Source organism: Pseudomonas sp. NBRC 111132, from assembly GCF_001320565.1.
Lineage (GTDB): Bacteria > Pseudomonadota > Gammaproteobacteria > Pseudomonadales > Pseudomonadaceae > Aquipseudomonas > Aquipseudomonas putida_P.
In genome coordinates, this window is record NZ_BCBI01000053.1 from 1 (window position 1) to 19,095 (window position 19,095).

Consider the following 19,095-nt stretch of genomic DNA (forward strand, 5'->3'; position numbering starts at 1 on the left):
GAGGCATCAGAAAGTATTGATTTCAGTGCAGATCGTCTTGGGCGGTGCAATTCGCGATGAAGGGGGTCGCCTCAGAAAACGGAAAATAAAGCACGCTAAGCCGGTTGCAGCGGTCGTAGCGGCCTGAACTTGCCCGCGCCGATCTTGGCGCTGCTGCGCCAGAGGTAATCGCCGGTGAGGTTGATGTGCTCCCAACCGAGCGGCGACAGGTACTGCAACAGCGCGTCATCAACGGCATGGCCGTTGCCACGCAGCGCGTGCGCAGCCCGTTCCAGATAGACCGTGTTCCACAACACGACGGCAGCCGTTACCAGATTGAGGCCGCTAGCCCGGTAGCGCTGCTGCTCGAAACTGCGGTCGCGGATTTCACCCAGGCGGTTGAAAAACACTGCCCTGGCCAGCGCATTGCGCGCCTCGCCCTTGTTCAGGCCGGCATGCACGCGGCGGCGCAGTTCCACGCTTTGCAGCCAGTCCAGGATGAACAGCGTGCGCTCGATGCGGCCCAGCTCGCGGAGCGCCACGGCCAGGCCGTTCTGGCGTGGGTAGCTGCCGAGCTTTCGGAGCATCAGGGAGGCCGTCACCGTGCCCTGCTTGATCGAGGTGGCCAGCCGCAGGATTTCGTCCCAATGGGCGCGGACGTGCTTGATGTTGAGCGTGCCGCCGATCATGGGTTTCAGCGCGTCATAGGCGGCGTCGCCCTTCGGGATGTAGAGCTTGGTGTCGCCCAGGTCGCGGATGCGCGGCGCGAAGCGGAAGCCCAGGAGGTGCATCAGGGCGAAGACGTGATCGGTGAAGCCCGCCGTGTCGGTGTAATGCTCCTCGATCCGCAAGTCGGACTCGTGGTACAGCAGGCCGTCGAGCACGTAGGTCGAATCGCGCACGCCGACGTTCACGACCTTGGTGTGAAATGGCGCGTACTGGTCAGAAATGTGGGTGTAGAACGTCCGCCCTGGGCTGCTCCCGTATTTCGGGTTGATGTGGCCGGTGCTCTCGGCCTTGCTGCCGGTGCGGAAGTTCTGGCCGTCCGACGATGAGGTGGTGCCGTCGCCCCAGTGCTCGGCGAAGGGATGGCGGAACTGTGCGTTGACCAGATCGGCCAGCGCCGCCCCGTAGGTTTCGTCGCGGATGTGCCAGGCTTGCAGCCAAGCCAGCTTGGCGTAGGTCGTGCCGGGGCAAGACTCCGCCATCTTGGTCAGGCCCAGGTTGATCGCGTCGGCGAGGATCGTGGTCAGCAACAGGTTCTTGTCTTTGGCCGGGTCGCCCGATTTCAGATGCGCGAAATGCCGAGTGAAGCCCGTCCATTCGTCCACCTCCAGCAGCAGTTCGGTGATCTTGACGTGCGGCAGGATCATTGCCGTCTGGTCGATCAGCGCTTGGGCGGTGTCGGGTACCGCCGCGTCGAGCGGCGTGATCTTCAAGCCTGACTCGGTGATGATGGCGTCCGGCAGCTCGTTGGCCGTCGCCATACGGTTGACGGTGGCAAGCTGTGTTTCCAGCAGCGTCAGCCGGTCGTTCAGGTACCGGTTGCAGTCGGTGGCCACGGCCAGCGGCAATTCGCTGGCCTGCTTGAGGCTGGCGAATTTCGCGGGCGGCACCAGGTAGTCCTCGAAGTCCTTGAACTGGCGCGACCCCTGCACCCAGATGTCGCCGGAACGCAACGCGTTCTTCATCTCCGACAGCGCGCATAGTTCGTAGTAGCGCCGGTCGATGCCGGTGTCGGTCATGACCAGCTTCTGCCAGCGCGGCTTGATGAACTCGGTCGGCGCGTCGGCGGGCACCTTGCGGGCGTTGTCGCTGTTCATGCCGCGCAGCACCTCGATGGCGTCGAGCACGTCCTTCGCGGCGGGAGCGGCCCGCAGCTTGAGCACGGCAAGGAATTCCGGCGCGTAGCGGCGCAGCGTGGCGTAGCTTTCGCCGATGCGGTGCAGGAAATCGAAGTCCTCGGGCTGCGCAAGCTTCTGCGCTTCGGTGACGCTCTCGGCGAAGGCATCCCAGGACATGACGGCCTCGATGGCGGCGAACGGATCGCGGCCCGCCTGCTTGGCCTCGATCAGCGCCTGGCCGATGCGGCCGAACAACCGCACCTTGGCGTTGATCGCCTTGCCGGACGCCTGGAATTGCTGCTGATGCTTGTTCTTGGCGGCGTTGAACAGCTTGCCCAGGATGCGGTCGTGCAGGTCGATGATTTCGTCGGTGACGGTGGCCATGCCCTCGATGGCAAGCGCCACCAGGGTGGCATAGCGTCGCTGCGCCTCGAACTTGGCCAGGTCGGCGGGCGTCATCTGGCCACCCTCACGGGCGATCTTGAGCAGGCGGTTCTGGTGCACCGACCGCTCGATGCCAGAAGGCAGGTCGAGCGCCTGCCACGCTTTGAGGCGTTCGATGTGTTCCAGCATGTGCCGCGAATTCGGTTTGACGGGCGATTGGCGCAGCCAGGCCAGCCAGGTCGTTTTGCCGTTGTCCCGACGCTTGAGCAGATCGTCGAGGCGGCGGCGATGCGCGTCCGACAGCGGTTCGGCCAAGGCATCGTAGATGCGCCGGTTGGCGCGGGTGATTGCTTCGGCGCTCGCCCGCTCGACGGCGTTGAGGGCAGGCAGAATGACCGACTGCTGCCGCAGGTGCTCGATCAAGGTGCTGGCCAGCACGATGCCCTTGTCGGTCTGCAAGGCCATCTCGGTCAGCAACTGGACGGCCTGCCGGTAGTGGCCCATGGTAAAGGGCTGGAAGCCGAACACCGTTTGCAGTTCGACCAGGTGCTCGCGCCGGGTCTGCTCCCGCTGCCCGTATTCGTCCCAGCTTTCGACGCTGACCTTGAGCTGGTCGGCGACCAGTTTCAACAAGGGCGGAAACGGCGGCTCATCGACGCCCAGGATGACACCAGGAAAGCGCAGGTAACAGAGCTGCACGGCGAAGCCCAGCCGGTTGGCCGGGCCGCGCCGCTGCCGGATGATGGAGAGGTCGGTTTCGCTGAACGTGTAGTGACGGATCAACTCATCCTTGGTGTCCGGCAACGCCAGCAGGCTTTCGCGCTCGGCGGCGGACAGGATTGAACGACGTGGCATATTTACTGATCCGTTCTCAAGTATTGATACAGGGTTTCGCGACTGATTCCGAATTCACGAGCCAGCTTGGTCTTTTGCTCGCCAGCCTCGACACGTTGGCGCAGTTCGGCAATACGCTCAGACGACAGGGATTTCTTCCTGCCACGGTAGGCCCCGCGCTGCTTGGCGAGCGCGATGCCCTCGCGCTGCCGCTCGCGGATCAAGGCGCGTTCGAACTCGGCGAACGCGCCCATTACCGACAGCATCAGGTTCGCCATCGGCGAGTCCTCGCCGGTGAAGGTCAAATGCTCCTTAAGGAACTCGATGCGTACGCCGCGCTGGGTGAGGCCCTGCACCAGGCGGCGCAGGTCGTCGAGGTTGCGCGCCAGACGATCCATGCTGTGCACCACGACCGTGTCGCCTTCGCGCACGAAGGCGAGCAGCCGTTCCAGTTCGGGCCGCCGTGTGTCCTTGCCCGACGCCTTGTCGGTGAACACTTTATCCACCTGGATCTGTTCGAGCTGCCGTTCTGGGTTCTGGTCGAAGCTGCTGACGCGGACGTAACCGATGCGCTGACCGTGCAAGGTATCCTCCTGAGGGAAATGTGTCAGGAAGAAATCTATGACCCTTGACGGCGTATGTCAATCAATTCGGAAGGCAACTCTATTCTGACGATTTAGCGCCGGATGGTCTGACGCCAAGTTAGGGTATAGCTCAATATGACACATGGCTGCAAATCGCTAATTTACCAACTATAAAGAGCTATGCTCTCAAGAAGCGGTTGCGCTAACCGATACAGTATAAATTAGGCCCCAAGTATTATTTTATTTGCACAAAGGTAATGATTATGTTTTTCAATAAAAACAAACAACTGCTGGACACAGAAAATAAGCTCTCAGAACTACAGTGGCAGCTTGATTCAATAAATCGAAATGTCGCGGAAATCAGATTCAGGCCAGACGGGAGCGTAATCTATGCGAGCAATATCTTTCTAGAGATGCTTGGTTACAAACTCGAAGAAATAGCAGGGCAGCACCACAGAATTTTCTGCGAAAAGAATTATGCTAGCACAGCTGATTATTCGCGCTTCTGGCAGAAATTGGCTGACGGCCATCCTCTATCAAGTTTATTTAGGCGGCTGCGCAAAGACGGTAACTTAATATTGATTGAGGCTACTTATATTCCAGTTCAAAATCAAGATGGAAAAGTTATTGAAATCATTAAGATTGGCTCAGATGTCACTCAGAGAGAAAACGAGTTACTCTCACTAAGAGCCGTCCATGCAGCCATCTCCCGCTCGATGGCGGAGATCGAGTTCACACCTAACGGTGACATTCTGCATGCAAATGAGAATTTCCTCCGTGCTATGGGTTATCGCCTCAGCGATATCAAGGGTCGACACCACCGAATGTTCTGTTTCGATAATTTTTATCAAGAAAATACAAATTTTTGGCAGAGTTTAAAGGGAGGAACTTTTTTCAGCGGGCAATTTGAGCGCAAGACCGCATCGGGAGAGACCATCTATCTTGAGGCCACCTACAACCCCGTCGTTGATGAAGCCGGCCAGGTTGTGAAAGTGTTAAAATTTGCCACCGACGTCAGCTCGCAGAAGCATAAGGCTGATGAAATCCGTCAAGCCGCAGAGCTTTCCTTCACCACCGCCGAGGAGACATCTCAAATTTCCGTGCGGGGCATGGAGTCCCTTGCTAGTTCAATTGAATTATCTCAGAGCACACTTAATTTAATAAACGGTGCGGTTATTTTGATTACACAGCTAAATGCTCAGGCTAAAGATATCGAGAAAATTGTTACCACCATCCAAGGCGTGGCAGAACAAACTAACTTACTAGCACTTAACGCCGCAATTGAAGCTGCCCGAGCGGGTGAAATGGGCCGAGGCTTTGCTGTAGTAGCCGACGAGGTTCGTCAGTTGGCAGCTCGAACTAGCAGTGCCACCGTGGAAATCCAGAATGTGGTAACTGCTAACGGAAAGCTTACTCAGCAACTGAATATAGATATGAACAGCATCGCTAGAAGCGCCGAAGAAAACAACGATCAGATCGCAACTGTAACAACTATTATGCGTGAAATCAGTGACGGTGCAGACCATGTTGCCCGTACCGTATCGACGTTGTTCAAAGACAATAGCTAGTGTCCAGTTTTAGGCAAAATCAGGATCGGAACTTCGAGCCGCAGCGCTACAGAGCCAGAAGCCCAAACTTGGTGACGGCCATCGTGCTATGGAACACGATGTATCTGGAGCGCATCACTTGGGGCTGGTCGAGGCAAGTCGGTGGGCGGCGAGCTGCTGCAATACCTGTTGCCGCTGGGCTGGGAGCACATCAACCTGACTGGCGATTACGTCTGGCGGCAGAGCCGCAGGCTGGAGGTCGGGAAGTTCAGGCCGCTACGATTGCCCGGAAAACCTTAGCGTACGATTTTTTCCGAATTCTGCGGGCACCCCTTTAAAGTCCAGCGGAAAGTTGGGGCGGCGACCGGCTCGACGGGCTGGGGCAACTGTATCCAAGATAGTGTCCACTAAAAAATGGTGTCCACTATCTTGGCCAATTTGGAGGGCTGTCAGGAGAGGGTGCTGGCCGGACGGTTACTCTGAAACTGCGTATCAACGAGCAGAAAAGCGCAGTGGCACGACCCTGGAAGCGAAAATTTCTGGGCTATGCGATCACGATCTATCGCAAAGAGACACGGGTGCGAGCTGCACCCGAAAGCCTCCGAAGACTGATGGATCGAGTTCGTGAGTTGCTGCGCAAGGGGCGAGGACGATCCTTGCCCCACACTATTGAGGTGCTGAACCCTGTACTGCGGGGTTGGGCAAACTACTTCCGGCTTACCGCGAACATGCGGACGCTGGATGAACTCGATTGGTGGCTGCGTCGAAAACTACGTTGCCTGCTCTGGCGACAGTGGAAAACCCCGAAGACCCGCGAACGACGACTCATCTCACTTGGGCTTAGGCCGGAGCGGGCGTGGAAGTCGAGCGTGAATGGGCGAGGGCCTTGGTGGAATTCGGCATCCAAGCACATGAATCAGGCGGTACCGACGCTGTACTTCGTCAAAATGGGGCTGGTCTCGCTGCGCAGCACTGTGCAGGGACTCCAGCGTATTAATTGAACCGCCGTATGCGGAACCGCACGTACGGTGGTGTGAGAGGGCTGGGGGAGTGATCCCCCACCCTACTCGATCCCGCAGGATGAGCGTGCTTCACTGCAGGCCACAGTTATCTCTAATCGACTTATGTTTACGTGTAAAGTATCGATATTATTTAGAATGCATGGTTCAATTGGTGCACACACAATGGTGCCGGAGCCTTAGGGAGGGACCCAGCATGTGCAATCGGAATTTGATTGAAGAATGGTCGTGGGATGGATCATCGATCGAGGGCATCAAACGCTTCGCTGCCGAGCTCGGAATCGGCCTGCTGGAATTCGTCGAGTCATTCTTTTGCGACGGATGGCCCGAGACAGTTCCAGAGCCATACCGCGGGGTCGCCAAAGGGCCGATCAGTCGAGATCTTACTCAAAGTGAAAATAGCCTGGCAGGCCACCAAAACTACACCCACATCCTGGCAATCGACCTTGCCGGCGCTGCGCTCGTGATGGATACCACGGGCTGCCTGTACACCGATGGGGAAACGCAAACCCTAGTCGAGCGCTCGGCAGCAGACGCGCTGGCCAGGGTGGACGAGTACCGTCTCGGATGGTCTGCACATCGCCCGGAGGTGCGCGAAGCATGAACTATTTGGAGCGTGCAGCGGACGACGCAGGCTATCCCAACCTCGACTTCGAAGATATGTATCAGAAGGGCCTTGCGTGCTTTCAGTGGGGCCTACCAAGGCCTTTGGTTCGCCAGGCATTCAGGCATGCATGTGCAGGGTGGACTGAGCGAAACCGCCCGGTCTTGATGTGGCATGTCCGTGCATTCGTATATGGGTTGTCCGGCCGCTGTGACGGCGGAATTCGGAAGCGCCTGGGGCCGGCGGGCTACCAATGGCCAATCCCCCCTGATCCGTCCTGGGAGCTTGTGGTGTGCGCCTATCCCGACGGCACCTGTGAGCTTGACCTGGTTCATCCAGTGAGCGGCCGATTCTGGTCCGAGGACAACGGTTTTTTCGAACTCCCCACCGAGAAACGCACGTTGATGAACCCTGTGTGGTTCAAGTCCATGGGTTTTGACGTAATGCACATGCAGCCGGCGCTGCAGGTCCGTATAGGCGACCCTAAAAGACCCCATCTGAAGCTGGTGTGATGTAGGGACCAGAGGACCTAATCGCATCCCTGTTCCATTGACCTAGGAGATAACCGCTATGACCGATCAAGTGATGCACATTTTCGCGCCCGAGCAGTCCAAGATCACCCCGTTCATTACCAAAGTTGAGATGCTATTGGGCGGGATACCTCAGGTGATGTTCCCTGACGGCACCCTGCAGTTCGCAGATCAGGACCAGCGGCCAGTGATTCTATTCTCGCCGCGGTTACCCGAGCCTGAGCTGGAAGAGTTCTGCCGCCTCAACATCAAGATTTACGAGCAGCATTACCAGCAGCACAAGGAAGCCATCGACAATTTTGAGACCCGGCCTATCACGCAGTTTTGGTGATGCCCAGACCGTTGCCAGGCGGGTGGGCTAACCCAGCGGGCCAACTCGCCGTTGCAGCACTCGATCTGCCCGGGCCGGCCCCAGGCCTATGATCCCCGATCGCGCCATTGCCCGGATTTACCGCTCTGTGTTGCACATCTCCGGTTATACAGCCAACAGGAGATTTTCCAATGCAACATTTTCAAAAAGCCGCAGTGGACCGCACCGATCGTCAAGCGATGATCAGCTTCCTGGCTGGTCATTATCGCTATGACACAATGAACTCTTGGAACCGCGTCACCAGTTACGCTCACTGCGTGAAGATTCATGCCCTTGGCCTGGATCGGGAGCAGACAGAGAAGGCCTTTGAGCTGCTCAATGTCGACTACTGGGATGACTTGTCTCTGGTGATCGAGGACTTCGTCGTGGAAATGAATGGCGAGTTCACCATCAGCAGTAATGGACGTTCGAGCGGGTATCTGGTGCTCATGAAGAGCCACTGGGAGTCCACCGGCTATCAGTCCTACTGCCGAAGCTGCTCTCAACGCAATTACCAAGGCTGTTCCGAAGGTGACAACCGCTGCGGTCGCTGTGGCGCCGAAGGTCATGCAGGTCGTTTAAACTTCCAGCATCCACCCAAAACGCTTCGTGTCTCTGGCCAGGCGTTGGACCAGGATGAAGACTTCAACGAATGGTCTCTGGACCAACTCGCGAACCGCGTGGAGGTCGTCGAGGCATTTGACAATGCTTGTGACAATATCCGCTCAACCTTCATCGACATGCTGAGCCTAAACGTCGTCGAAGAAACAGTGCTCATTCCGCAGAAGCGCTATGTGCTGAAATCGGCATAGCCCACACAAACGCTCCATCCGCCGCTGGTCTTCGGACTGGCGGTTTTCTTTTGCCCAAAGAAAAGCCCCGACACAAGGTCGGGGCGGGTAGAGCGTTATACCCCCTCGGCATCAGCCTCAGTGTCTGCGATCAGTCGCAGCAAATCAGCGACAGGCAGAGAGCAGAGCTCGCGCATGTCGTCGTTCGTGTCTTCCAGTCGTTGACGCAGGCCCTGGAGCAACTCGTGGAGCTGCTTTTTCTCCAGAAGGTTGACCGCCATGACCAAGACTCGCCATACCAGCTCGGATTCTTCATCCAGAGTGTCGGTGCGTTTGCGAAGATCCGCGAAGAAATCGAGGATCTCACCGCTGTCCAGGTGGTCGTAGACGCAATCCGGACTCCAGGTGACCTCGGTACCGTAATCAGCCGCGAGCGCAGCCGTGACCTGGTCACGCAGTTGCGGCATCGAGGCCCAGTCCCATACGCCGAGTTGCGCGGCTTTGGTGAGTGTTTCCTGGACGGTGTTCAGCGTTGCAAGCATCTGCGGGAACAGCAACCGTCGGACTGACTTCGAACCTTCCCAGACAGCTACCTGCAGGGCATTTTGCATGGGCTTGGTTGGCAAGTGCCGGCGGCGATTAGCTTCCAGCAACAGTTCACGGAGCAAGGCATCGAGCTCGTTCGGCGTGCTGCAGTCGGGTTTGATTGTTGTCGTCTGCAGTAATTGCAGCGTCACCTCGCGGCCGTGAATATCCAGGCAGTGGAACGTGTCGTCGACCCAGTGACCAGCCGACAGTGCCTCAGCAGTGATCAGCGTCTCGCAGTTGCTCGACCACAACAGGCGAAGCAGGGTGATGGTTGAATCCGTTTGCTCGACCTCCGCAGTGCAGCGCGTGGTAAGCCCGGGCAGCGTCAGCTGCACGTGGGAGGCGCTGTGCAGCAGGTTGATGAAGCTGATGAGCGATACGTTGTTCATGGCGAACTCCTGAAAGTAGTTGAACTTGCCCTCAGGGATGCCACACACGCACGAATACCCCCTCCCTTGTTCTGTGCTCTTGAAGCCGCCGGTCCCTCTCGGCCCGCAGTGCCGGCGCCAGGCACACCCCATTCTGTCAGTGAAAAAACCAGGCGAGTACAAATGTTCTCCACTACACTTCATCGACATGCAATTAACAGTCAGAGCAGGCCGACCTAGCTCCCGTCCATCCTGTACCTCCGGAGTCGCCCATGAGCGCTACTGAAGACCTCTTCAAACCTGACAGTCCTTCTTGGAATGAACGGCCCAAGGAGACATTCGACCACTGGATCAGCCAGCAAGCGGGCAGGGGAACCTCAGCCCGCATTCGAATATCGTCCGCGGAGGTCTATCGCTCGCAGTGGGGCCGGTTTGTCGACTGGATTGAGCAAAAGAGCATTAAATTAGACGAAGTGGATGCAAGCAATATTTCAGACTTCCTAGATAGCCTAACCCCTGAGATCGAGAAGAACGAAAAGCGAGTGAACAATAGGCCGCAGCGCGACCGGTACCGCAAACTCATACAACGGGTGTTGGCCGACCTGTTCAAGGAAAAGGAAGAGCCAGGCTTCCTCAACCCGGCGGCGCAGGCGTTGAGGGCTGAAGGGGTCAAATGGAAGGATGTCGACGGCAACCTGCCTACGAGCTTTCTGCGGCCCCAGGAAGCCGAGCTGCTGGCCAATCACCTGGTGGCGCCGCTGACGGCGCAGAACGAGCGGGGGCGCTGGCGCGAAGCCCGCGATCGGGCGATGGTGGGTCTGTGTGTGGGGGCTGGGCTCAAGGTGCAGGACATCGTCGGCCTGACTGTTAATTGCATCACCCCGCAAGCCGCCCCATGGATCATCATTTCCTATGCGGATTCGAAGTTCGAGCACCGGACCAAGCCGTTTGACTACGCCGCCCGGGCGCTGGCCACCTGGTTGCACATCCGCCATCAGGCCGGTACCGAGGGCGACCTGGTGTTCCCGAGCGACATCACGCCGGTGGTCAAGAACGGTCGCAAAATCACCTCGATCAACCCGTCGACGGTGAACCGCATCACCGAGGCCGTGATCGTCGAATCCGGGGTGAAGGCCATTCGCGATCCTGAGCATCGAGCTAGCCCGCAGACCCTACGTAATACCTTTGCGGCTGAGTTGTTCGAAAGAGGTGAAACGCCGGCCCTGGTGGCGGAATGGATGGGCTTTGCACAGCCCGTATCCGCCGAGCGGCTTTATGAGTCCTGGAAACTGTGGCGGCAGTCCACCAAAGGCACAGAACAAGGGGAGTGATCTGTAGTTGGGTAGAGGCGTGATCACCTCCGCCCTCTGCGGACTCTTGTTTAGCGAACCCATGCACTGCGTAAGAAACGCGCATGATTCACGAACGCCAGAAACCACAAGGCCCACTACGAAGTAGCGGGCCTTGTGGTCGCAAGTTCAACCTTTCGGTTGATTTTCCCAGCCTTTCAGGAGATTGGGTAGGTTGAGGCTTGATCGCCTGCATGGGGCCTATTAGACACCGATTCCGCTGGCGATGCAACATGGATCTATAAAATTCTTCAGACCATCGCTTGCGCCCCATAAAATGGCGGAAATTAGCCGCTTCTAGAGGATTAGGCATCCTTATACACTGCTTTAAAACCCTCTAATCAGCACTATAAATACTCACAGTATCGGAATGGGGAAAGGCAACCCATGCATTCAGAAGCACGAGGCGTATAGGTACGCGTTCCAGGCGCGACTTCTGCCTTAACCCAATAGGGACAACGATGGCCACCATACTCTCACACGAACAGCAGCAGCGCCGGGAAGATAACGAGCTCAGCATGCAGCCTATCAACCGAGCCAAGCCTCCAACCGTGCGGGCTATGATTTTGATCGGTTCAAAACATCCTCGGTCCAGCCAGATTCACCCTATGCTGGCCGGCTGAACTGCTTCCAGTACTCGGCCTCCTCGATCGCGAGAGCCTGGCATGCAGGCGATAATCATGAGTTCCTGATCTTTCGCTTATCAGCCACCTGAATTCCCCTAGTGGCTAATCCGCGGGAGGTACCGAGGACAACGAGGGGTGGGGGATAATAGCCACGCCCGATCAATGGCTCGAACGGGTCGAGGTACTCTGTAGGCTGCAGTTGTCCCTGGTGCAGAATACGAAGTGCTGTAATCGACATAAGCTTGTTGGCCACGTCCATTTTCGGCTTCTATGCAGGCCATCACCATTGCTACCTCCCTGCCATCAGTTGTGAGTCTCACAAACAGAGACATCAGGTCGCCAAAATCGGCCGATGAGTTGGATTTCAAGCTTCGCTGCCATGGACAAAGGTTATCCGAATAAGCCTCGGTAGTCGTCTCGACAAGCAAGATAGTGGCAGTGCCCAGCGCCGAGGGATAGTGTAAAGTACTACGCAATATCGTGCTTAGTTTCTAAGCTTTTTTCTGACGTCAAATAATCAGGGAAGACTGATGTATCACCATTACAAGCCACTTCGTAATTTTGTTGCCAAGCTTGACCGTACTGCAGCCCTTCTACAAATATGTCGGTTTTTTCAGAATATCCAATATGGGGAATCTATTCCTCTGCACTTTTCACGCATTCATCCAAAGGGCAAGTGTTCTATAAAGGGTGTAGTATTTCCTTGGGAGCTCGATATCCTTGCGCGTGAGGTGATCTTGAACTCTGGAGTGGGTGCTACAAAAAACCTTTTTGACTTAAGAGATTTTGTTTCCGCCATCGAGAAAGTCAGGAAGCTGCAAGATCAACAGGTGCACGGCCGCCTTGAAAAGATGATCTTCCAAGAAGTGCATCGGATCATTCAGCAACAGTTCCCCTGGCAGGCCCACACTGTCGAATTGCGGCTTGCTCGATACTTTAGGATTTACAGAGCGCCTGAGGTTGAAGCCCTTTTGGAGAAGGAGACTGGCCTCACTATCAAGAAATTCTATCTCCTAGGTATGGCGACAGCCGGTGCGTTCATCTCAAAAAATTCATATGATCTGAATACTGATTTTACACAGCTCGGAATTTCTGATCAGCAACGGGATTCATTTTTCAACTTGATTGTGATGGATTTTCAGCCCCTCCGAGAGCGGACCAAGTCAGTTCAAGAATACAATGAGAACTGGTCGTACACTATCAACCCTTTGCAAAGTACACCTTTGGTTCGTGTTTTTCCAGAGGCCCCTAATATTGTAATTTGCCCGGTTCCTCATTTTATCTTGTCGAGAGTGTCGGAAGGCTTATTTTTTGACTTGGGAAGAATTGAGGGGTTTGAGAATCCATACGGGGCGGCGGTTGAACGATATGTTGGTGAAATAAGTGCTGAGCTTATAACAACGGGCAATCTATCAATTCGAGCGGGAGAGGAGTATTTCGTTAAAAAGACTAAGAAGGATGGGGTGGACTGGTATGTGTACGATGGATCGGCGGCTATGCTTATTGAGTGTAAATCGAAGCGCCTTGGACTTCCAGCTCGTTACCAGCTAGAGGAGGGCGCTCTAGAGAAAGAGGTTAATCATCTGGCAAAATTCGTCGTTCAGAACTACAAGAATTTGGCGGATGTAGTTAGTGAGTATACGCCATGGAAGCCAGAGGGTCGGAAACTCTACCCGGTTGTATTGACTCTCTCAAACTGGTATCTCTTTGGCCCATCCATCTTCCAGAAACTTGAAGACGCTATTCTTAATCTCCTAGACAAGGCTGGTCTTGAAAAGAGCATGGTAGATCAGTACCCATACACAATCATGTCGATTGAGGAGTATGAGATCGCAATTCAGGTCATTAGTCAGGTTGGCTTGACGGAGTTTTTTGAAGAGCGATCAAAAAGCGAGCATAAAGGGTGGATGGTTTCCCCATTCATGGATTCCAAATATCCAGATGTAGTCGCTAATGCTCGCTTTGATTATTTGCGGTCTGAACTAGACTTCATGATCGATGATATTGAACCTGCGGTTTGAGGTATCAGGCTCTGCCTCGGAGTGTGCGCGAGCAGGGCCGAATTCCTGAGGATTTATCGGATTCAACAAAAAAACTCCGCATGGCTACCGCACCAAGTGTACAACCATGGCTGACCAACCAAAGTAGAGAAACCAGCACACATTGGAGCTGAGCTCTGTCCTGTCGGCCTATCACCGGAGCAGAGCTCGCACACTCGCATCAGCACCCCTACCTCAAACCGAGCCCAGCTTTATTGCTCGATGCTCACCATCTCCTGGGACCAGGTCATCGCAAGACCTGTTTCATTCAGGAGATTCAGCATGTCCAAGCAAATCCAAGCAACTCAAACTGCAGTTCTGGTCGATGACCGTGAACAAGGTACGATCCTCGCCTCACTTCGCCACTATCAGGAGTTCCTTCGAAGCGGCGAGTCAGCAGCTCCGGGCTTGCTTGATATCGCAAGCAATTCCGGACAGCTCACCCCTCTGTCCATCCAAGAGATCGAAGGGCTCTGCGAGAAAGTAAATTTCGGCTCGACCGTTAAGGAACTCGAATCGTTCGTCGCCAACACCAAAGCTAAGTGAAGGGTGGCGGTATGCATCCCATCATCGAAGCCTCGCGACTGATGAAAGACGCGCAGATCACCCGTAAAGCAGCGGTGCATGCCAATGGTGGCACCATTTTCCTCTGGGAGCTTTCAACAGGAGGCACCATTGAGACCATCCGCTCAGCGCATGGCTTCAGTTCAACCGCGTTGAAGGCCATCCCCTTCATCGAACGCGTCAATTACTACAGCGCCATGCGCGGTACCAAGGTAACTGGTAGCTACCAGCTGCAAGCTTAGAAACGCTCCATCCAACCCGGCCACGCGCCGGGTTTTTCATGTGGATTTATAGGCCCATGAGGGACATCCCCAAAGGCAAGTTCAACGCCAGATGGCGACTCAAGTGCCTCGGCACACCTCACATGAATGGAGCAGGCGATGGCCACTCTCACCGCAGTTATAGCAAGGAAGAAAATTGAAGATCACCTGATGAAAGGGGCGGGCATCTACGCCTACCACCCGAAGCTGGGCGGGCGCTACTTCGATGCACGTGTGTCTGGCGAAACGCTGGAGGTCTGGGACGGTTACAGCTGGTTCGAAGTGCCTCGTGACACGAAGTTCAACAACGGCAATGGATCTGCGGGTGACCTGTTCACTTATTGATCTGCCAGCAATAAACGCCTTTCAGGAGATACACATGAGCACCCGCACCCCTGTCGCAAAACTGGGCAAGACCGTCATCGCCGCCACAATCGAGCTGAAGGTGGGCCGAAGCGCTTACCAAATTGACGTACCTGCTGGCACCACATGCTGTTTCCTCGTAGGAGGTAGCAATGGAGGACGTTGGGTCGTTGAGGATCTGTCATTCCTCAATCCGAACTCATCGGTGTACCACGATGCCGACCACTACGGGATTCCTATCCCGGAAAGCAACGTAATGGAGAATGCAGGCCGGACATGAGCCGTTTGGATTCTTGCGAGCGAACCAGCTCTGCATAACTGCTTCACCATCCCTCGGACCATTGGTTCGAGGGATTTTTTATGCCGCCGGCTGCACCAGAGTTCTGGCTGACGAATGCAGTATTGCACCCGACGTCGACATCTCGGCGCCTTCGCGCTCGATCGCTCCCGCAGTAGATACCTCAGCCGTTAGCGGCAGCTGGCAATCACCGCACACCAGGTTGAACTGGTCGCCGCCGAGCACAGATTTGTTGCAGCCAGCACATGTGTATTTCGTTCTGGCCCAGGCTTTTTTGTTCGCGCTTCGGAGGCCAGCACCAGCAGGCCCGGCCGCACCCGCCAGATTGATATTCAGCCCTTGATCGTGAAGCTCGCGGATGAGGAGACTCAGGCCCCCGCCTTCGAGAAGGTAGTGCGACACCTTCTGCCCAGTCACTCGGCCACCAGGCATACCGGTACTGGACGGTTGCAGACCGATCTCGACCATTTTCTCGGCCCAGACCTGGTCGTGGTAGGACCGCCGCGGGGGCGGTCCGGAGTGCTGGCGGTACTGATGACAGGCCTGATGCGCCAGCGATTCGATCATCTTGCTGCTCGAAAGGTGCGCCCCGATGGCGATTTGGTCCAGGGCCGGGCAGAGCTCCCCGCTCGGAAGAGCGCCAGGCCGGTAATGGCCTTCAGATCCATGGCGTGTCGAAAATCCGATTTCACAGCCAGGCAATGCCCCGGAAAAGAAACGCTCGTTGATGGCGTGATAGGCGTGCTGCAGTTGCTGCAACGGGTGAGATGGCGGCTTTGTGGTATCCATAACTCTCTTTTAATACTCGCTGCGTATAGTCACGCGTTGTCGGTATTGCTAGTATATGATCACACGTACACATAATTCTACCGATGCCATTTCTAAATCTGAGGTAACCGATGAAAAAGCTCGTTGTCGCTATCGCTCTCGCCAGTTGCTCGCTGGCTGCATTCGCCCAGGCCGAGTCTACTGCACCAGAGGTGGCTCAGGCCCCTGCAGCAGCCATCGCTCCAGCTGCTGCGGCAGCGGCGCCAGCTGCTGACATCGAGATCATGACCGTGCTCAACACGCTCAAGGGCAAATACCCCTCCACCAACTTCACCAACGTGGAGCGGGCGCCGATTGATGGCCTCTACGAAATCACCATGGGCAAGAACATTGCCTATACCGACGCTTCAGGTCGCTACCTGTTGTTCGGCAGCGTCTACGACATGCAGACCCGCAAGGACCTGACGGCACCTAAGCGAGCTGCCGCTGAGAAAATCGACGTATCGAAGTTTCCTCTGGCCGATGCGATCACTCGCGTGAAGGGCAACGGCGCCCGCAAGCTCTACCTGTTCTCTGACCCTGACTGCCCGTTCTGCAAAACCCTGGAATCGGACGTCCTGGCCAAGCTCGACAACGTCACGATCTACACCTTCATGTATCCGCTTGACTCACTGCACCCGCAGGCTCGCGCCAAAGCAGAATCGGTTTGGTGTTTGCCTGAATCGGGCCGGGCTGCAGCATGGGAAGCACTGGCGCATGGCACCCAGCCTCCGGCGAAGAAATGCGACAACCCAATCGAGCGCAACATCGCCCTGGCTGAAAGCATCGGCTTCCAAGGCACCCCAGCCATGGTGAGCGAAGACGGCCGAAAGCTGCCGGGGCTGGTACCACTTGAGCGCCTGGATAACTTCCTCAACGGCGGTTCCTGATCCCCCTCCGACAGTTTTCTCCACGTGGCCATTTCGATGGCCACGTTGGTTTCTGATCACCTGATCATCATGAGCCCCGGGCTGGGCATTCTCATTGGAGTTGTGATGAAGCTACGCCGCTTATGCGCATCCGCTTTCCTTACCGCCCTCTACCTCACGTCATCCACTGTTCATGCCGAAGATCTCGGCAAGTACGGAAACACCTGGGAGATCCAGGAGCAGGATGCAATCGACATGATCCAAGGTCGATTGAAAGCGATGGACAAGAAAGGCGAACTCGACAAGTTCTGGAACGACTACCGCGACAAGCAGTTGGCCGGAGCAGAAAACCCCAAGCCGGTACCCGGCATTGGGCCCGTCGTTGAGCCACAGATCAGGATGTACGACCCGACCTACACGTACCCTGAGACCGTCAAAGATCATCTGGGCAACATCCTGGTGCCGGCGGGCACTCGCATCAACCCGCTGGACCACATCACCCTCAGCAAAGCGATCATCTTCATCGACGCTCGCGATCCGAAGCAGCTGCAGTACGCCAAGAAGCGCACCGATGAGCATCCCCGGGACAAAGTGATATTGGTCGCGGGTTCGTTCCTGAAGCTCAACCGGGAGTGGGGTCGCCCGGTCTACTTCGACCAGATGGGGATCCTCACGAAGAAGTTCGGGATCGAGCGCGTTCCCGCGGTCCTGACCCAAAAGGGCAGGGAACTCCAGATCGAGGAGTTGAAGCTATGAAGAAACTGCTTATGGCCCTGGGCTTTGTGGCAACGGCCCTGCTCAGTCCGGTCAGCTCTGCCGATGAAGGCGTGTGCACCGGTAAATTCCCGAACCTGATTTCGGATGTCTGCTGGTCCTGCATGTTCCCGATCAAGCTTTTCGGTTCAACGGAGCTCATCTCCGATGGCCAGGAGGACTTCGACAGTGGGAACAAAAGCGCATTCTGCACGTGCGACAACCCGCCCAAGGTCGGCATTCCCACATCGTTCTGGGAGTTCGACATGATGACCGACGTTACCACGGTGCCTGGATGCTTCCCCTTGCTTGGTGGGGTGAAAGTCAACGTAGGCGTGAACGCAGACGCCTTCGGCTACATCTCTGACGATCAGAGCAGCGGCATCGGGAGCACACGCGACTCGTTCATGCAGGTCAACTTCTACATCAACCCGGCCATGTATGTGATGGGCGCCATCCTGGACGATACCTGCATGGACAACCGCGGTATCGACGTCCCCTGGATGTCTTTTGCAGACCCCACCCACAACGACGACGAGCTCGCCGGCATCCTGACGCCATACGCATTCCCGTTCGGAAGCATGCTGGCGATTGGGGCCATGTCCGCCGATGCCGTTGCCGCCGCCGCGGGCTTTCCACTGTCCACGATCTTCTGGGCCGCCGGCTCGTACGGTCACATGTACCCGCTGACCGGCCGAAACGAGGCGCACCTGAGCATGGAGCAAACCGCCCGGCTGCAAACCACGCGAATCCTCGCAAAACTGCATGCCGCTGGTACCCAGTGGGCGGCAATGGGGGGTGACGCCATGTGCGGCTACTACCCGCAGATCATCATGGACAAGCGGCAGTACAAGCTGACTCGCCTCTACCCCAAGCCTGAGACCGCAAAAATCGCAGGCAAGTGCTGCTCTCCAATCGGGCGGTCGACCATTCTGACCGAATCGAACACTGAGTTCCCTCTCCCAGGTTACAAGGACTTTGGCTATGGCATTTTCCGTAAACGCGACTGCTGCGGCGGCGCTACTCTTAGTAACTAGCTTCATCGCCGTGCCTGCCGTGTCCCAGCAGCTGGAAATTCCTTCCAACGAAGCTATCCAGAAGATCATGCAGGAGCAGGCGGCATCTCGAAGTGCCGCTCTGAACGGGAAGATTGATCCGGTGAAGCCGGGCACGTTCAAGGCCACGGTACCGGTCATTGACGCCCCAGCACCCACCAAGACTGAATCGCTCGACGACGTGATTGCCCGATTCAACGCGGCCAAGGACGGGAAGAAGGTTAGCCATGGCGCGAACGACTTCATCATCTTCGTGTCGTTCTCAATGCCGAAAGATACGCTTGAGCGGCTGGCGCAACAGGCGCGTGAAACCGGTGCCGTCATGGTCGTGAGAGGGTTTAAAAACGGCTCCCAGATGCAGACCAAACAGGCTGCGCTGGAGGTGAACAAGGCCGGTGTGCCGTGGGAGATCAACCCCAATCTGTTCAAGGCCTTCAAGGTGGAATCGGTACCGACGTTCGTCGTGGCGTCTGCAGAAGCAGAATCCGTTCTGGACGATGGCTGCTCACCAGATGCTACCTTCACGTCGATCACTGGCGACATCAGCGCCATGTTGGCCCTGGATACCATCCGCCTCCGTGCGCAGCCTGAGATCGCGAAGCTTGCCGAGGCCAGGTTGCAGAAGATCTACAAACAACAAGCCCCAGGCACCGTCCACTGATCACGATCAAGCCCGGCATCGCGCTGGGCT

Annotated in this window: 20 protein-coding genes and 2 pseudogenes; 18 read left to right on the forward strand and 4 right to left on the reverse strand. The window is 56.4% G+C overall.

Annotation, left to right across the window (positions count from 1 at the left end; all coding sequences use genetic code 11):
* Positions 1-95 precede the first annotated feature (95 nt).
* Together APH35_RS21715 and APH35_RS21720 are read right to left on the reverse strand one after the other, a co-directional pair.
* Positions 96-3,062, reverse strand: a complete 2,967-nt coding sequence (locus APH35_RS21715; RefSeq protein ID WP_001138070.1) for a Tn3 family transposase — start codon at positions 3,060-3,062, stop codon at positions 96-98.
* A 2-nt stretch (positions 3,063-3,064) separates the two neighbouring features.
* Positions 3,065-3,625 carry a recombinase family protein gene (locus APH35_RS21720; RefSeq protein WP_003124096.1) on the reverse strand — a complete coding sequence of 187 codons (561 nt, stop codon included), beginning with the start codon at positions 3,623-3,625 and terminating at the stop codon, positions 3,065-3,067.
* A gap of 263 nt (positions 3,626-3,888) precedes the next feature.
* Between APH35_RS21720 and APH35_RS29780 the strand changes: the two are divergent.
* The 8 genes and pseudogenes from APH35_RS29780 to APH35_RS21745 all read left to right on the forward strand — a co-directional run.
* Positions 3,889-4,647 (forward strand): annotated as a pseudogene (locus tag APH35_RS29780) (PAS domain-containing protein); the annotation flags it as partial.
* Positions 4,648-4,734: 87 nt separating this feature from the next.
* Positions 4,735-5,193 carry a methyl-accepting chemotaxis protein gene (locus APH35_RS29785; RefSeq protein ID WP_255260238.1) on the forward strand — a complete coding sequence of 153 codons (459 nt, stop codon included), beginning with the start codon at positions 4,735-4,737 and terminating at the stop codon, positions 5,191-5,193.
* Positions 5,194-5,213: 20 nt separating this feature from the next.
* Positions 5,214-5,472, forward strand: a pseudogene (locus tag APH35_RS28530) (Tn3 family transposase); the annotation flags it as partial.
* A gap of 212 nt (positions 5,473-5,684) precedes the next feature.
* Complete coding sequence (locus tag APH35_RS28535; protein WP_256213815.1) at positions 5,685-6,173, forward strand: group II intron maturase-specific domain-containing protein; 489 nt, start codon at positions 5,685-5,687, stop codon at positions 6,171-6,173.
* 214 nt (positions 6,174-6,387) lie between these two features.
* A complete protein-coding gene (locus APH35_RS21730) occupies positions 6,388-6,795 on the forward strand; it encodes a hypothetical protein (protein ID WP_060515468.1) in 408 nt (135 codons plus the stop codon).
* Positions 6,792-7,307 carry a hypothetical protein gene (locus tag APH35_RS21735; RefSeq protein WP_060515469.1) on the forward strand — a complete coding sequence of 172 codons (516 nt, stop codon included), beginning with the start codon at positions 6,792-6,794 and terminating at the stop codon, positions 7,305-7,307. The genes APH35_RS21730 and APH35_RS21735 overlap by 4 nt, the downstream gene beginning before the upstream one ends.
* 58 nt (positions 7,308-7,365) lie before the next feature.
* The gene (locus tag APH35_RS21740; RefSeq protein ID WP_060515470.1) at positions 7,366-7,656 is read left to right on the forward strand and encodes a hypothetical protein; all 291 of its coding nucleotides are present in this window, start codon (positions 7,366-7,368) and stop codon (positions 7,654-7,656) included.
* A gap of 170 nt (positions 7,657-7,826) precedes the next feature.
* Positions 7,827-8,486: a hypothetical protein gene (locus APH35_RS21745; protein ID WP_060515471.1), complete on the forward strand. Its 660-nt coding sequence runs from the start codon at positions 7,827-7,829 to the stop codon at positions 8,484-8,486.
* A gap of 95 nt (positions 8,487-8,581) precedes the next feature.
* Here the strand turns inward: APH35_RS21745 and APH35_RS21750 are convergent, their stop codons facing one another.
* Positions 8,582-9,442 (reverse strand): hypothetical protein, encoded by an 861-nt coding sequence (locus APH35_RS21750; RefSeq protein WP_060515500.1) that lies wholly within the window; start codon positions 9,440-9,442, stop codon positions 8,582-8,584.
* A 251-nt stretch (positions 9,443-9,693) separates the two neighbouring features.
* Between APH35_RS21750 and APH35_RS21755 the strand changes: the two genes are divergently transcribed.
* From APH35_RS21755 to APH35_RS21785, 6 genes are all read left to right on the forward strand, one after another.
* Complete coding sequence (locus tag APH35_RS21755; RefSeq protein ID WP_060515472.1) at positions 9,694-10,752, forward strand: tyrosine-type recombinase/integrase; 1,059 nt, start codon at positions 9,694-9,696, stop codon at positions 10,750-10,752.
* Positions 10,753-11,926: 1,174 nt separating this feature from the next.
* Positions 11,927-13,417 (forward strand): hypothetical protein, encoded by a 1,491-nt coding sequence (locus tag APH35_RS21765; protein ID WP_060515474.1) that lies wholly within the window; start codon positions 11,927-11,929, stop codon positions 13,415-13,417.
* A 300-nt stretch (positions 13,418-13,717) separates the two neighbouring features.
* Complete coding sequence (locus tag APH35_RS21770; RefSeq protein ID WP_060515475.1) at positions 13,718-13,981, forward strand: hypothetical protein; 264 nt, start codon at positions 13,718-13,720, stop codon at positions 13,979-13,981.
* Between the two features lie 11 nt (positions 13,982-13,992).
* On the forward strand, positions 13,993-14,241 hold the full coding sequence (locus APH35_RS21775; protein ID WP_060515501.1) for a hypothetical protein: 249 nt from the start codon (positions 13,993-13,995) through the stop codon (positions 14,239-14,241).
* Positions 14,242-14,379: 138 nt separating this feature from the next.
* A complete protein-coding gene (locus APH35_RS29495; protein WP_060515476.1) occupies positions 14,380-14,604 on the forward strand; it encodes a hypothetical protein in 225 nt (74 codons plus the stop codon).
* A 34-nt stretch (positions 14,605-14,638) separates the two neighbouring features.
* Positions 14,639-14,902: a hypothetical protein gene (locus APH35_RS21785; protein WP_060515477.1), complete on the forward strand. Its 264-nt coding sequence runs from the start codon at positions 14,639-14,641 to the stop codon at positions 14,900-14,902.
* Positions 14,903-14,980: 78 nt separating this feature from the next.
* On the opposite strand, the gene APH35_RS21790 is transcribed toward APH35_RS21785, so the two are convergent.
* Complete coding sequence (locus APH35_RS21790) at positions 14,981-15,709, reverse strand: hypothetical protein (RefSeq protein WP_060515478.1); 729 nt, start codon at positions 15,707-15,709, stop codon at positions 14,981-14,983.
* 110 nt (positions 15,710-15,819) lie between these two features.
* Here APH35_RS21790 and APH35_RS21795 point away from each other — a divergent pair, with 110 nt between their 5' ends.
* From APH35_RS21795 to trbC, 4 genes are read left to right on the forward strand one after another with little or no spacing between them, the layout of a single operon-like run.
* Positions 15,820-16,617, forward strand: a complete 798-nt coding sequence (locus APH35_RS21795) for a DsbC family protein (protein WP_060515479.1) — start codon at positions 15,820-15,822, stop codon at positions 16,615-16,617.
* Positions 16,618-16,653: 36 nt separating this feature from the next.
* Complete coding sequence (traW, locus tag APH35_RS21800; protein WP_082425845.1) at positions 16,654-17,352, forward strand: type-F conjugative transfer system protein TraW; 699 nt, start codon at positions 16,654-16,656, stop codon at positions 17,350-17,352.
* Positions 17,349-18,386: a TraU family protein gene (locus tag APH35_RS21805; RefSeq protein ID WP_060515480.1), complete on the forward strand. Its 1,038-nt coding sequence runs from the start codon at positions 17,349-17,351 to the stop codon at positions 18,384-18,386. The genes traW and APH35_RS21805 overlap by 4 nt, the downstream gene beginning before the upstream one ends.
* Positions 18,334-19,065, forward strand: coding sequence for a type-F conjugative transfer system pilin assembly protein TrbC (gene trbC / locus APH35_RS21810; RefSeq protein ID WP_256213816.1), 732 nt, complete (start codon positions 18,334-18,336; stop codon positions 19,063-19,065). Before APH35_RS21805 ends, trbC begins: the two co-directional genes overlap by 53 nt.
* Positions 19,066-19,095: the final 30 nt, after the last annotated feature.